The following is a 14,409-nucleotide window of genomic DNA, read 5'->3' on the forward strand; positions in this document are numbered from 1 at the left end:
ACGGCGGGCACGACCGCAAACATTCCACGAAAACATACTATAAGTTGCGCGCGATAACGATGCGCTGAACGTCGCTCGTTCCCTCGTAAATCTGGCAGATGCGGACGTCCCGGTAGATGCGTTCGACTGGATAGTCCGCCATATATCCGTAGCCGCCATGGATCTGGATCGCGTCGGAGCAGACCTTTTCGGCCATTTCCGACGCGAACAGCTTCGCCATCGACGCTTCGGTAAGGCAGGGCCGCCCCTCCTCCTTCAACTGTGCCGCGTGCAACACCATCTGGCGGGCGACCTCGATCTGCGTCGCCATATCGGCAAGCCGGAAGGCGACAGCCTGATGATCGATGATCGGCGAGCCGAACGTCTTGCGTTCGCGGGCATAGTCGCGCGCCGCCTCGAAAGCCGCTCGCGCCATGCCGATGGATTGCGATGCGATGCCAATGCGCCCGCCTTCGAGATTCGACAGGGCGATCCTGTAACCGTCGCCTTCCTCGCCGAGCCGATTTTCCACCGGGACGCGCATGCCGGTAAAGGCGATCTGGCAGGTGTCGGACGAGTGGAGACCGAGTTTGTGTTCGACGCGCACGACTTCGTAGCCGGGCGTGTCGGTCGGCACGATAAAGGCGGAAATGCCCCTCTTGCCCGCCTCGGAGTCTGTGACGGCAAAGACGATGATGACATTGCCATTCTTACCCGAAGTAATGAACTGCTTGGCGCCGTCGATAACATAATCATCACCGTCTCGGCGGGCACGAGTCTTCAGGTTCGAGGCATCGGAGCCAGCCTGCGGCTCCGTCAGGGCAAAGCCGCCGATCCATTCGCCGCTTGCCAGTTTCGGCAGGAAGCGCTGCTTCTGCTCCTCCGTGCCGTATTTCAGGATCGGTACGCAACCGACGGAGCTGTGCACGCTCATGATGGTCGAGCACGGCCCGTCTCCGGCGGCAATTTCCTCAAGTGCCACGGTATAGGCGATCACGCCCGTTTCCGAACCGCCATAGGCCTCGGGCACGAGCATGCCGAGGAAGCCGAGTTCGCCCATCTCCTTCAATTCCTCGCGGGGGAAGAGGCTCTTCGCGTCGCGCTCGGCGGCTCCCGGAGCCAGGCGCTCCCTGGCGAAATCACGCGCCATGTCGCGAATCTGGATGTGGTCTTCGCTCAGGATCATGGTCCGGTCTCCTCCTCGAACCCTTCAGTTCAGTTCGACGGCCATGGCGGTTGCTTCGCCGCCGCCGATGCAAAGCGTCGCCATGCCACGCCTCATGCCGTGGCGCTTGAGCGCTGCAAGCAGCGTGACGAGCACGCGGGCCCCGGACGCGCCGATCGGATGGCCGAGCGCGCAGGCGCCGCCGTGAACGTTGACCTTGTCGTGCGGCAGGTCGAGATCGCGCATAGCCGCCATGGCGACGACAGCAAAAGCCTCATTGATCTCGAACAGATCGACATCCCGAAGGCTCCAGCCGGTGCGTTCGGAAAGCTTGCGCAGCGCGCCGATTGGCGCGGTCGCGAAGAGATTGGGCGCCTGCGAATGCGTGGCGTGGCCGACGATAGTGGCAAGCGGTACGATACCTTCGCGCTCGGCCGTTGAGCGGCGCATCAGCACCAGCGCGGCGGCACCATCGGAGATGGACGAGGCATTCGCGGCGGTCACCGTGCCGTTTTCACGGAAAGCCGGCTTGAGCGTCGGGATTTTTTCCGGTTTCGCCTTGCCGGGCTGTTCGTCACGGCCGACAACCAGTTCGGATCGCCCTGTCTTGACGGTGACTGGCACGATCTCACTATCGAATGCACCCTCCTCGGTCGCCTTGCGGGCGCGGGTCAGGGATGTGACGGCGTAGTCGTCCTGCGCCGCGCGCGTAAACTGATAGGCTTCGGCGCAATCCTCGGCGAAAGTGCCCATGAGGCGTCCCTTGTCATAGGCGTCTTCGAGCCCATCGAGGAACATATGGTCGATGACGCGGGCGTGCCCGAGCCGGTAGCCGCCGCGTGCCCTATCGAGAAGATAGGGGGCATTTGTCATGCTCTCCATGCCGCCGGCAATGGCGATCGACGCGCTGCCGGCGCCGATCAGATCGTGTGCCAGCATGACGGCCTTCATTCCCGAACCGCACATCTTGTTGACGGTTGTCGCTCCCGTCGCAAACGGCAGGCCAGCGCCGATCGCGGCCTGTCTTGCCGGTGCCTGACCCTGCCCGGCCGAAAGAACGCAACCGAAGACCACCTCCTCAATTGCGTCCGGGCCAACACCGCCGCGCTCGAGGGCCGCGCGGATGGCGGCGGCCCCGAGTTCCGGCGCCGTGCAATCCCTAAGATCTCCCTGGAAGCTACCCATTGGGGTACGGGCCGCGCCAACGATGACGATCGGATCTTCTCGCGTCATATCAAACCTCCAGTTACGAGCCTGCCTCAGTGCGGCGCCATGCGCAACGCTCCATCGAGGCGGATGACTTCGCCATTCAGCATGACGTTCTCACAGATGTGGCGTACCAATGCGGCGAATTCCACCGGCTTTCCGAAGCGCTGCGGAAAGGGCACGCTCTTGCTCAGCGAATCCTGCACCTCCTGCGGCATGCCGGCCATCATCGGCGTCTCGAAAATGCCTGGCGCGATGGCAACGACGCGAATGCCGCTGCGCGCCAATTCGCGAGCGATCGGCAGCGTCATGGCGGCAACGCCGCCCTTGGAAGCCGCATAGGCCGCCTGACCGATCTGTCCGTCGAAGGCGGCAATCGAAGCCGTGCTGACGATGACCCCGCGCTCGCCGTCCGTATCCGGCTGCTCCTTGGCGATGGCTGCCGCCGCGAGCCGGATCATGTTGAAAGTGCCGATAAGATTGATGCCGATCGCGCGGCTGAAACTGTCGAGCCGGTGCGGACCGTTGCGGCCGATCACCTTCTCGCCGGGCGCGACGCCGGCGCAATTGACGAGCCCATGCAGATGGCCAAAGCGTTCTATCGCCATGTCGATCGCGGCCTGGGCGTCTTCTTCCTGCGTGACATCCGTCTTGATAAAGGTCGCGCGGGCACCAAGCTCACCGACAATACCGGCGCCAGCATCGGCATTGACGTCGGCTATGACGACATTAGCCCCCTCATCCGTCAGCATGCGCGCGACCGCCGCTCCAAGGCCCGAACCGCCACCGGTAACGACGAAAGTCTTTCCCTGGATCAACATGGTCGCTCTCCTCCAGCGCAGCCGATTTCAACCGAGGGCCTCCACGCTTCGTGCAGTCGCCCGCAGTATCGCATCCCCGGAAGAGCGCGTTTACCTCGCGCCTCGCCTAAGCTTATCGTCGCGCGATATTGCATTCGATGACAAAAGCGTCTCAAATCATCGGCCAGTTTTACCATATTTTACAGGTCATGACGATGACGGAAACCGCGCGGCGGATGATATCACCTTTCTTCGTGAAAGAGGCGATCGACTGCCTTCGGCGGCATGGAAAATCCCCCGAACGATTGCTCGCGACACTCGGCCTATCCACGCAGATCGACGTGCCGGTTTCGGCCGAAAGCTATGGCGCGCTGTGGCTGGCGATCGCGGCCGAGATGGATGACGAATTCTTCGGCATGGGCGGCAGGCCCATGCGTCGCGGCAGCTTCACGCTGCTTTGCCATTGCGTGCTGCACGCAAGGACCCTCGACCAGGCGCTACGGCGCGCTCTCAGGTTCTTAAACATCGTGCTGGAGGATCCGGAAGGGCATCTCGAAGTGGCGGATGGGTTGGCGCATATCGTGCTGACCGACCGTGCGAGCGAACGCTCAGCCTTTGCCTATCGGACCTACTGGATTCTCCTGCACGGCATTGCATGCTGGCTCATCGGGCGCCGCATTCCGCTTAGAATGGTCGACTTTCGCTGTGCGGAGCCAGATCATGGCGCCGAGTACCGACAATTCTTCGGGGCGCCCGTCCGTTTCTTACAGCCGGTTAGCAGGCTCGCCTTCGATGCCGCTCTCCTCAGACTGCCGGTGATACGCAACGAGCAAGCCCTGAGGCAATTTCTTCGCAATGCGCCGGCCAATATCCTCGTGCGTTACCGCTATGACGCCGGCCTTGCAGCGAGCGTGCGCAAGCGGCTGCGCCAATCATCGCCTGCCTCATGGAAGGCATTTGACGATTTGGCCGCGCAAATGCGCATGTCTCCTTCGACCCTGCGGCATCGCCTCCATGCCGAGGGCCAGAACTATGCCGCCATCAGGGATGAAATCCGCCGCGATCTTGCAATCGAGATGCTGCAAACGACCAAGTTCGGCGTCGGGGAGATCGCGACACGCCTCGGCTTTTCCGAACCCAGCGCCTTTCATCGGGCATTCCGGAAGTGGACCGCAAGAAGCCCCGCGGCATTTCGAAAGGAAATGACCGCGCGGAACCGGTGACCGCGCCAGCCGCCGGTCTTCCAACGGCCTGCGCCATGGTGCTTCGTCATGGCCAGCGACGGTATTCGCGATCTCGACAAGCCTTATCTAGCTTGAGTTTCGAAACTGGCCTTACCGCGTCAGCGCATTGGCAAGCCAGTGTGCGGCGTGTTCCGCGGCGAGCGTAAGGCGCGGCCTTGCTGGAAGGAGAACGTGATACCGGTCGGGGGTGGAGATCTCGGGCTCCTCCAAGGCGACGAGCGTGCCATCCTCCAGGAAAGTCTGGACAAGAAGACGCCAGCCGAGCGCGATCCCCTGCCCCGCACGCGCGGCCGCGATCGCCTCCGTATAGTGGTTGAAGCGAAGATGCGGCTTTATTCGCAACGCCCGGCCCGTTTCCTGAACCCATTGCGTCCAGGAGAGCCATGAGCGATCGTGAGCGTCTGTCTCTATGAACTCATCGGCATCGGACATCTGCGCCGTCGGACGACGCCGATAATAGTCGGGCGAGCATACGGGAACGACGACGTCCTCCTGGGCGGCGACTATCTTGGCGTCGGCAAACGGCGGCCTGCCGTATCGAATGGCTACGTCTATGCCGCCAGCGTCCAGGTCGATTCTTGCGTCCTGCGAGATGACCCTGATCTGCACGCCCGCATTCTCCCGCCGAAACTCCGTCAGCCGCGGGAGCAGCCAGAAGGAGGAGAAGGCGACGGTCGCGCCGATCGTCACGATGTTCTGCTGGGAGGATCTGACCACATCGACGGCGTCCGCGATGCTGGCGAAGCTTTGCGCGAGCGTTGTTCCCAGGGTGAGGCACGCAGCAGTCGGTTCGATGGCGCGATGCTTGCGTACGAACATCGGCAGAGCGAGTTCCTCTTCCAATGTCGCGATCTGGCGGCTGACGGCTGCCTGAGTGACGCCAAGCTCGATCGCCGCCGCCGTAAAGCTCCGGTGCCGTAGAACGGCCTCGAGCGTCATCAACGCGGTCAGGGAGGGAATTCGCCGCCGAAAGTTCATATGCATCCCTCACATTACATAATGTTATGCGTTCGTGAAAATTAATGCCGTTGAAGCATAACGGATGCAAGGGCAAACTGCGGATCATAGAACCATAAGAGGCTATCATGCTAAACAGGCTTCCACCCTCCATCTCCGCCCTGCTTGAAGCACGCGCCGATGGTTATTCCCTGCCTGCCGGCCTCTATACCCGCGAGGATGTCTTCGAGGCCGATATCGACGTCTTCTTTCACAAGCACTGGATCTGCGTCGGCCTCGACTGCGACGTACCGGAACCAGGCGATGCCACCGTTGTCGATATTGGCAAGACCAGCCTGATCCTGCTTCGCGACGACGACGGCGAAATTCGCGTGCTTCACAACGTCTGTCGCCATCGCGGGTCGCGCCTGCTCGATGCCGGCAAGACGATCGTCTCGAAGCTTGTCTGTCCCTATCACACATGGACCTACGAACTGACCGGGGAGCTGAGCTATGCGCCACACATGGGCAAGGATCTGGACAAGCGGTGCCATAGCCTGAAGCCGGTGAACTTCAAGTCGATCGGCGGCCTGATCTATGTGTGCCTCTCCGACAATCCGCCGGAAGACATCGCAACCCTCGAGCAGGTGATGATCGAGCGCCTTGCGCCCTACGACATCCGGAATGCCAAGGTCGCTTATCAGACCGATGTCATCGAGGACGGCAACTGGAAGCTCACGATGGAAAACAATCGCGAGTGCTACCACTGTTCCGCCAATCATCCCGAGCTCTGCGTCTCCTTCGTCGATCTCGACTTCGGCTTCGATCCGGAAACGTTGAACCCAGAGGACCGCGAGCAGGCCGCCGAGCACTTCCGGCTCTACGACGAGCGGACAAAAGCCTGGGAGGCGGATGGTTTCCCGTCGGCGGCAGTCGAACAGCTCGTCGACTGCGCCACGAACTTCCGCACACAGCGTCTGATCATCGCCGGGGCCGGCGAATCCCAGACACATGATGCGACCGCGGCGTCATCGAAGCTGCTTGGTCGGATGACCCGCAAGGATCTCGGCGACACGCATCTTTGGGGCCATAATAGCTGGAATCACTTCATGGGCGATCACGCTGTCGTCGCGATCGTCATCCCGCTCTCTGCCGGCAAGACGCTCGTCAGAACCAAATGGCTGGTCCACAAGGATGCCGTCGAAGGTAAGGACTATGACCTCGACAAGCTTACGGACGTCTGGGTCGCCACGACGGACCAGGATGCAGGCCTCGTCGCCCGCTCGCATGCCGGCGTACTCGACCCTGCATACCAGCCCGGCCCCTATTCTCGATTCTCGGAAACCAATCTGGACAAGTTCGCGACCTGGTATATCGATCGGATGCGCGCCCATGGGTATTGAATTCGCTCAGATGCAGCGCGGCCAGGTCGCTATGTGGGATCCGGAGCACGACGAGACGCTTGTATGCATCGACGTGCACCAGGAGACGCATGACGTGAAGAGTTTCACATTCGCGTCTCCGGAAGGCAAGCGCTTCAGCTTCGATGCCGGGCAGTACTTTTTGTTCGATTTCCCGATGGGTCCGGATAGTGAAGCGCGCTGCTACAGCATCTCGTCGTCGCCCCATCGCGACAACGCGTTCACCGTCACGGTCAAGCGCGTGCCCGGCGGCAAGGTCTCAAACTGGCTGCATGACACCATGACTGCCGGCATGATGGTCAAGGGCCAGGGGCCGCTCGGTCACTTTATCCGTCCGAAAGGCGAAAAGACGAAACTCCTGCTGCTCTCGGGCGGATCCGGCATCACGCCGGTCATGTCGATCACACGCGATCTGGCGGATCGATACGAACCCTCGGACATCGTTTTTCTTCACGCGGCGCGCACGCCCTCCGACCTCATCTTCCGCCATGACCTTTCCGGCCTCGCGACAAGGATGAAAGGCCTGCGTCTCCAGTTCCTGCCGGAAACGGTGGCTGGCGAGCCGGCGTGGCCGGGATTGACCGGGCGGCTCTCGCTCGAGTACCTCAAGCTTGCGGTTCCCGACATCGCCGAGCGTGTCGTCATGTGCTGCGGCCCGGCCCCCTTCATGGCGGCGGCGCGTTCCATCACCGCGGCATTGGGCGTTCCCGCGTCAAACTACATCGAAGAGAGTTTCGATGCGGCTGTCATCGACGAGCCGGGACTGGAGGTCGAGCAACAACCGGCCCAGAAGATCTATCGGGTCGAGTTTTCGAAGCAGAAGCGAATGCTGCAAGTCTCCTCCGATCAAACGGTGCTTGCGGCCGCGAAGAAGGGTAGCATCAGGCTTCCTTCGTCTTGTTCGAATGGCATGTGCGGCACGTGCAAATCCAAGCTCGTCTCTGGCTCGGTCGAAATGAATCACAATGGCGGTATCCGTCAGCGGGAAATCGATGCCGGGATGTTCCTGCCCTGCTGCTCGAAGCCGCTTAGCGATCTCGTCGTTGATCGCTGACGAAGGATTGATGCGAGAGGCGATGCCATCTGCTCTCGTGCTTTAGCTGGCCAGCATTGCGTTGAGCGTCTGGGCCGTGTGGGACGCCAGGGTCAATCCGATGGACCCATGCCCATGCCCGACGGCAAGAATGACGTCCCTGCCGCCCCTGGAAGGCCCGATGACCGGCACGGAATGGGCATTGAAGGCCGAAACCCAGGTCAGGAACGACTTGGCGTCCCGGGCGCGGGAAAGAATCTCCCTCTGCAAGAATAGACCTTCTTCCGATCAGGACAACGAGCTTACATCCGAAGGTTGAGGCAATTGTTTATTGATTAACCGTTTGCATTTCAAATAATGTAACACCATCCATGTCATGAATAGCGGCGTTACTCTATGAGCGGCGCTATGGAAATACTAAAAGCCAAACAGAAATTTCAGCATTTCATGTCCATTCGGTCCGATAATCCGGACTTGTTGAAAGCTCAGTACCGTGCTTTCACACGGCAGATGCCGATGATGTATTTAATTCTGATTTCGAGTACATGGGCGCTTTCCATTACCCATATGCAATCGGCACCGACTTGGCTCACCATTGGCATCCCTGCTTTCTTCACGCTCGGCTGCATGCTCAGGATCAAATTCTGGTGGAGGACACGCAATGTCGATCCTCAGCCCGCAGTGGCTTATGCAGCGCTCGTCCGCACCAATCGCCTGGCTATCGGGATCGCTACTGCATTCACTGTTTGGTCATTTTTGTTGGTGCCCTATGGCGATGCATATGCCCAGTCTCATGTCGCCTTCTATATGGCGATTACAGTCATTTCCTGCATTTTCTGCCTGATGTATGTTCGCTCGGCGGCATTCATAGTTACCGTGATCGTCAATGGAGCATTCGTTTTATTTTTCGCGGCCTCAAGGCAACCCACTTTTATTGCGATAGCTATCAATGTGGCACTTGTGTGCGCGGGCATGATGTCGATTCTCCTGACAAACTACCGCAATTTCGAGCGCATGATTATCTCGCAGCAACGCACGGAAGCGCTTAGCAATGAGAACCTCTTGCTTGCCAATGTCGACAGCCTGACGGAATTACCCAATCGTCGCGCGTTCTTTACGCATCTGGAAGCTGAGTTCGAAAGGGCCAAGACCGAAAACACGCGGCTGGCTCTTGGCGTCATCGATCTCGATGGCTTCAAGCCGGTCAACGACCTTTACGGACACTCGGTCGGGGACAGGCTGCTGATCGACGTCAGCAGGCGCCTTACCACCAGCTTGAAAGCCAGCCGGGCGTTTCGATTGGGTGGCGACGAATTTGCAATCGTCGCCCCGGTCGCGCCTGAAGATGCTCAGCTTGTGAAAAACGCGAATGCGATTTCCGAATGGCTCGGAGCGCCTTATCACCTGCCGGAAGGAACGGTGCACGTATCCGCGTCGATGGGAATAGCGGTCTTCCCGAACCTCGCTTCTACTCTGGAGCAGCTTTTCGACAGGGCTGATTATGCCCTTTACCATGCCAAGAGAAGCCGTCGCGGAGGCGCGGTTTTATTTGACGCCGAGCACGAAAAGCAGATCAATATAGAAGCGCGCATCGAGCACCTGCTCAGGCAAGCCAATTTGGAAGATGAGCTCTCGGTCATGTTTCAACCGATCGTGAGCTTGGCGAATGATCAGACGGTGGGCTTCGAGGCCCTGGCCCGCTGGCACAGCCCGGTTCTTGGACATGTCTCGCCCGCGCAATTCTTCCCAATCGCCGAACGGGCCGGTATCGTCAGTTCACTGACACGGCCGCTGCTCAAAAGGGCACTTGCCTTCGCATGCGAGTGGGAAGAGCCTTTGCGCCTGTCGTTCAACCTGTCGGCCTACGACCTCAATTCCAACGAAGGGGTGCTGTCGTTGATCGGAATCATCGAAAGCAGCGGCTTTGACGCGAAGCGTCTCGACCTTGAAATTACCGAAACGGCCTTTACGCACGATTTCGAGCAAATCAAATCGTCGGTGGAAATGCTGCGGCATCTCGGTTGCGGCATTTCACTCGACGACTTCGGCACCGGTTATTCCAGCTTGACGCGGCTGCATGCCCTTCCTTTGACCAAGATCAAGATCGACCGCAGCTTCGTCACGGATTTGCACAAAAGGCCCGCCAGCTATAAAATCGTGAAATCACTTCTCAATCTCAGCCGGGACATGGAGCTGGAATGCGTGGTTGAAGGCGTCGAGACACCCGAAGAACTTGTGGCTCTTCGGGGGTTGGGGGGCACGCTGGTGCAAGGCTACCTCTATTCGCGGCCACTGAACGAAAAAGACGCTGCCGAATGGTGCTGCGCCGCCGCACGGCAAACAGGCTCGTCAACCAGCTGAACCACAAACATCTTCGATATGTGCCGCAGATGGCATGCTCCTGAACGGAAGCGAGCGGGCGACCCTCACATCAGCTCGACCGCAGGGCGGCGGTCAAGGGAAGTCGGCTGGCGACGGTGGCCGGCAAGGCGCCGCCCAGAATGCCGATCGCAAGTCCGAGCAGACCCGCCGTCGCCATGACATCGCCGGTTGCGGAGAGCTGGAACGCCATTCGCGTTCCGTTCGTCCCAACCGTGCTTGCCTGCCAGCCATTGAAGGCCAGCCAGGATGCGAGCAGTCCAAACGCCACGCCAAGGGCGGCAAGCACGATTGCCTCCACCCATGTGCCGAGAAACGCGGATATCCGGCTGAAGCCGAGTGCCCGAACCGTTGCGATCTCGACGGTACGGTCCGACACGGAGTTCATCATTGTGTTGAGGGCACCGGCGGTCGCACCGATGGCCATCAACAGAGCGAGCGGCCAGCCGAATAGGCGGATGAGACTGGCCGTGCGGGCTGATTGCGCCGAATAGAGGTCGGCTTCAATAACGGCGTGCAACGGCGATGTCTTTATTGTGTCGAGCTTGGCCTGCAGCCGGGACACAGAGGTGGGATCGGACAGGCGCAAGCGCAGGCTCTGGACCTGCCCCTGCCGGTCGAAGGCCGACCGTACCGCGTCGAGGTCGCCCCAGATTTCGGACTCGAAGGCGCTGCCGCGCGCCGAGAACAGGCCGACCACCGTCCAGTCGACCGTGCCGAGCCGCAAGGTGCCGCCGATCGATATTCCGACCTGTCGCGCGAGACGGTCCCCGACGACGATCTCGCGCGAGCCTGGCGTGAACAGGCGACCGGACGGCAGGGCGATATAGTCGCGGATGGAGGGACCGGACTGATCCATGCCACGAAGAGCCAAGGTCAGGCCCTCTTCCGACCCGTTCGATTTGGCGTCGACGGCAACGACGATTTCGCGCGAGAAAATCGGCATGCCGTTGGTGTCTCGCGTCACGCCGATATCCTCGGTCATTGCGCTTAGGGTGCGAATGACGGATGCCGGAACATCGGAGCCGGCCTCCTGGTTCGTACCGCCACCCAGAACGACGGCGAGGGAGTTTGAGCCGGCACTTTGCAGGGCCGTCTCGAAACCCCTTGCCATGGCCAGGAAGCCCGCGAGAACGCAGACGACGAGCGCCACGGAAAAAACCATGGAGACGGAAATGGAGATGCGTCGCGGCAGGCTGAACAGGTTTGCCCTGATCATGACGAATGCTTGTTTGGCATTGGAGGACATGAATCTACCTCGTTCTAAATGCGGAGATTATCGGGATCCTGAGCGCGTTCAGAGCCGGAAGGGCGCCTGTCGCAAGCGCTAACAGGGTGACCATCGCAAGAGCTCTTGCAAGAATTGCCTTGGAAAAGACGAGGCCGATCGCAGGTCCCGTGATGACCGTTGCAAGCAGTGCAAGCATGAGGCCGATGGTGCCGCCAACCAAGAATATGAACAATGTTTCGCCAAGGATCAGCGCCATGATCCATGAGCCGGAAAAGCCCAGGGTTTTCAAAACGCCGATCTCGAAGGTGCGCTCGCGAACGGCAAAGACCATGGTGTTGCCGACGATCATCAGCAGGGCGACGAATGCCGCGCCGACCACCATGTTCACGATCAGGCCGATATCGGCATATTGGCGAAGGAAAGCCTCGAGGAACTGCTTTTCCGATCTAGTCTGTGTCGGCGCCGCCGAATTGGCGAACAGCTGATCTATCTTCGAGGCAAGTTCCCTTGTCTGAACATCAGGCTGAGGCCTAATGATGAAGGCGTCAACCGTGTCCTTGTTGCGGGCTCTGAGCGCATTGACATAGTCGTATTGGGCGATGACGAAATAGGTGTCGGTGGAGGCGTTCTCGCCGTTGAAGATGCCGGCGATTTCAAAGGACCAGTCACGGCTGCCATCCTGCTTTGCCGTATCGAAGCTGGTGACGGTGATCTTCTGGCCGACGGTCCAGCCTTGCGCCTCGGCGAGCGCCTGGCCGACGAGGACGGTGCTGCGGTCCCTGCTGAGTGCGCTGATCAGAGAAGGCGTCAGCCCGAGCTCCTTGCCGTTCGAACTGTAAAGTCGCGCGGGATCGGCGGCACTCACGGCGATGATGTTCTTTTCGACCGTCGTAAAGCCGCGCAGGCGCGACATATAGCCGACGGCGGCCACACCTGGTTCGGCGGCGATCCGGTTCAGGTAGGACATCGGCAGCGGCTGGGCGCGGCCAGCCGCGCTCATGACCCCGAGGATGTCCTCGCTGGCCGCCGACGAGCCCTGGCTACCGTCGATGAAGCTCGTCGTCAGACCATAGATGAGAAAGGCCGTGGCGACGCTGACCATCAGCAATATCGTGCGCAGCGGCTTTCGCCACGCGCTTTTTCGCACAAGATCGAGGAACGTCATGCATCCGCCCTCCGCTCTTCGACGAACTGGCCCTTGTCGAGATGAAGCGTTCGGCCGGCATAGCTTGCGGCCCGCGGGTCGTGGGTCACCATGATGATTGTCTTGCCGAGCTCGCGGTTCAGAAAACGCAGCATTTCCAGCACCTCGTCCGCCGACCGCCGGTCGAGGTCGCCCGTGGGCTCGTCGCAGAGCAGCAATGCCGGGTCTGCGACGATCGCCCGCGCGATACCGACGCGCTGCTGCTGACCGCCCGACATCAGCTTCGGATACTGCTTCTGGCGACCCGAAAGTCCGACCAGATCCAGAACCTTGTCGACGCGCACCCGCCGCTCCCTCGACGAGAGCGGCTTCAAGAGAAGTGGCAGTTCGATGTTCTCGGCCGCGTTCAGCATCGGCAGGAGATTATAGAACTGGAAGACGATCCCCATGTTGTGGGCGCGCCAGGAGGAGCGGGCCGCCTCGCCCATCTGATCAAGATTACTGACCCCGATGCGCAGGCGGCCCTGATCCGGCTTGTCTATGCCCGACAGCATGTTGAGCAGCGTCGATTTCCCGGATCCGGAAGGCCCCATGATCGCGACGAACTCGCCGCGGGCGATTTGCAGGTCGAGATTGGAAAAGATCGGGACGATCTCGGTCCCTATTCTGTATCCCTTCTTGACATTGTTGAGCACGATATAGGGCTCGTTGCTTGTGGAGGCGATCATCGAGGAGTGTCTCCTGGCTGTTGTGCTGGAATGGTCGAAATACGAATACGGGCGGCCATGTTGGGCATGGTGCCGTCAGGTGGATCGAGGAGCGCCAGGCGCAGCCTGATCGTGCCCTTTTCCGCCGAAGCGACCGGCCAAAGCTGCAGGATCTCGGTCGCGAAGGGCTTATCCGGAAAGCCGTCGAGGACGGCTTCGCCGCGAAGGCCCGGACGAAGCTTGCCGATATTGGTTTCGGCGACATCAGCGTCGATCACCAGGCTGTTGGTATCGGTGATCGTCAGCAGGCTTTCATTTTCCTTGATACTGTCCACTCGGGCCAGCACCCGACCGCCGACGTGGCCGTCGAGCCGTGTCACCGTGCCCGAGATTGGAGCTTTGACGGTCAACGCATCAACATGTTCCTGCGCAATCTTCACGTCGAGTTGGCCTCTTGCATAGCTTTGGCGTGCCTGATCGACCGCGTTCAATGCCGTATCTCTGGCTGTTTGTGCTTCCTCGACGGTCTGGACCGAGACAGCGCTCTTCGCAGAGAGCGCCGCATTGCGCTGCAACGAGCTATCGGCCTGCTTGAGCGCCAGGATCTTTCCCTCAAGGGCAAGCTTGGCTGCGTCGCTGTCGGCCTTGGCTTGTTCGAGTGAGAAGCCGGCGCTGACGTCATCGATCCTGACGATAACCTGCCCGACTTCAACGCGATCGCCGATACTGACGTCAACCGATGCGATCTCTCCCTCATATTTGGAAAAGACCGTCACGATACGTGGGGCGACGACGAAGCCGGACCCGGTTATCTCCGGCGCGGATGCCGATCTCAGCGAATTGGCGGAAGGGATCGGCGAACCGCTACCGAAGGCCGCCTGAATGGATGGAACACTTGATTTGTCACCAGTTTGCGCCGTGCCCCGGGCCTCGATCTCCGGCTGCGGCTGAAGGGAGGTTTTGAGGCGAGGCGCGATATCCGGCCAGAAGAAGGCGACCGCGCTGACGCCAAGGGCGAGCATGGTACTCGTGAGGACAAACCGCCGGCTCTTCTTGACCGGCGACCCGACTGATTGGAACGAAGGCTCAAGCGACAATGACCTGAGCGTTTCAGCGAGTTTGCGATTTTGTTCGGTGTTCGTGTTCATGCCGCCAACATGAACG

The 14,409-nt window shown here is 60.3% G+C and carries 12 protein-coding genes and 1 pseudogene; 4 read left to right on the forward strand and 9 right to left on the reverse strand.

Annotation, left to right across the window (positions count from 1 at the left end; all coding sequences use genetic code 11):
• Positions 1 to 37: 37 nt before the first annotated feature.
• From FBZ97_RS17675 to FBZ97_RS17685, 3 genes are read right to left on the reverse strand one after another with little or no spacing between them, the layout of a single operon-like run.
• Positions 38 to 1,165, reverse strand: coding sequence for an acyl-CoA dehydrogenase family protein (locus FBZ97_RS17675; protein WP_113353246.1), 1,128 nt, complete (start codon positions 1,163 to 1,165; stop codon positions 38 to 40).
• A gap of 24 nt (positions 1,166 to 1,189) precedes the next feature.
• Positions 1,190 to 2,377: an acetyl-CoA C-acyltransferase gene (locus FBZ97_RS17680; RefSeq protein WP_113353247.1), complete on the reverse strand. Its 1,188-nt coding sequence runs from the start codon at positions 2,375 to 2,377 to the stop codon at positions 1,190 to 1,192.
• A gap of 26 nt (positions 2,378 to 2,403) precedes the next feature.
• Complete coding sequence (locus FBZ97_RS17685) at positions 2,404 to 3,171, reverse strand: 3-hydroxyacyl-CoA dehydrogenase (RefSeq protein WP_145321467.1); 768 nt, start codon at positions 3,169 to 3,171, stop codon at positions 2,404 to 2,406.
• 194 nt (positions 3,172 to 3,365) lie between these two features.
• Between FBZ97_RS17685 and FBZ97_RS17690 the strand changes: the two genes are divergently transcribed.
• A complete protein-coding gene (locus FBZ97_RS17690) occupies positions 3,366 to 4,373 on the forward strand; it encodes an AraC family transcriptional regulator (RefSeq protein ID WP_113353561.1) in 1,008 nt (335 codons plus the stop codon).
• A gap of 111 nt (positions 4,374 to 4,484) precedes the next feature.
• Here FBZ97_RS17690 and FBZ97_RS17695 read toward each other — a convergent pair whose 3' ends face one another.
• Positions 4,485 to 5,372, reverse strand: a complete 888-nt coding sequence (locus tag FBZ97_RS17695) for a LysR substrate-binding domain-containing protein (protein ID WP_145321464.1) — start codon at positions 5,370 to 5,372, stop codon at positions 4,485 to 4,487.
• Positions 5,373 to 5,479: 107 nt separating this feature from the next.
• Here FBZ97_RS17695 and FBZ97_RS17700 point away from each other — a divergent pair, with 107 nt between their 5' ends.
• Positions 5,480 to 6,733 (forward strand): aromatic ring-hydroxylating dioxygenase subunit alpha, encoded by a 1,254-nt coding sequence (locus FBZ97_RS17700; RefSeq protein WP_145321462.1) that lies wholly within the window; start codon positions 5,480 to 5,482, stop codon positions 6,731 to 6,733.
• The gene (locus FBZ97_RS17705) at positions 6,723 to 7,805 is read left to right on the forward strand and encodes an FAD-binding oxidoreductase (RefSeq protein WP_145321460.1); all 1,083 of its coding nucleotides are present in this window, start codon (positions 6,723 to 6,725) and stop codon (positions 7,803 to 7,805) included. Before FBZ97_RS17700 ends, FBZ97_RS17705 begins: the two co-directional genes overlap by 11 nt.
• A 42-nt stretch (positions 7,806 to 7,847) precedes the next feature.
• Here the strand turns inward: FBZ97_RS17705 and FBZ97_RS17710 are convergent.
• Positions 7,848 to 8,044: pseudogene (locus FBZ97_RS17710) on the reverse strand (FAD-dependent oxidoreductase); the annotation flags it as partial.
• A 148-nt stretch (positions 8,045 to 8,192) separates the two neighbouring features.
• On the opposite strand from FBZ97_RS17710, the gene FBZ97_RS17715 reads away from it, so the two are divergent.
• Entirely contained in the window at positions 8,193 to 10,145 is a 1,953-nt protein-coding gene (locus FBZ97_RS17715) for an EAL domain-containing protein (protein ID WP_186449510.1), read from the forward strand.
• A gap of 70 nt (positions 10,146 to 10,215) precedes the next feature.
• On the opposite strand, the gene FBZ97_RS17720 is transcribed toward FBZ97_RS17715, so the two are convergent.
• From FBZ97_RS17720 to FBZ97_RS17735, 4 genes are read right to left on the reverse strand one after another with little or no spacing between them, the layout of a single operon-like run.
• Positions 10,216 to 11,412, reverse strand: coding sequence for an ABC transporter permease (locus FBZ97_RS17720; RefSeq protein ID WP_145321458.1), 1,197 nt, complete (start codon positions 11,410 to 11,412; stop codon positions 10,216 to 10,218).
• A 4-nt stretch (positions 11,413 to 11,416) separates the two neighbouring features.
• Positions 11,417 to 12,559, reverse strand: a complete 1,143-nt coding sequence (locus FBZ97_RS17725) for an ABC transporter permease (protein ID WP_145321456.1) — start codon at positions 12,557 to 12,559, stop codon at positions 11,417 to 11,419.
• Positions 12,556 to 13,266, reverse strand: a complete 711-nt coding sequence (locus FBZ97_RS17730) for an ABC transporter ATP-binding protein (RefSeq protein ID WP_145321454.1) — start codon at positions 13,264 to 13,266, stop codon at positions 12,556 to 12,558. Before FBZ97_RS17730 ends, FBZ97_RS17725 begins: the two co-directional genes overlap by 4 nt.
• On the reverse strand, positions 13,263 to 14,393 hold the full coding sequence (locus FBZ97_RS17735; RefSeq protein WP_145321452.1) for an efflux RND transporter periplasmic adaptor subunit: 1,131 nt from the start codon (positions 14,391 to 14,393) through the stop codon (positions 13,263 to 13,265). Before FBZ97_RS17735 ends, FBZ97_RS17730 begins: the two co-directional genes overlap by 4 nt.
• Positions 14,394 to 14,409 lie beyond the last annotated feature (16 nt).

This window comes from Rhizobium sp. ERR 942 (genome assembly GCF_007828395.1).
GTDB lineage: Bacteria > Pseudomonadota > Alphaproteobacteria > Rhizobiales > Rhizobiaceae > Rhizobium > Rhizobium dioscoreae.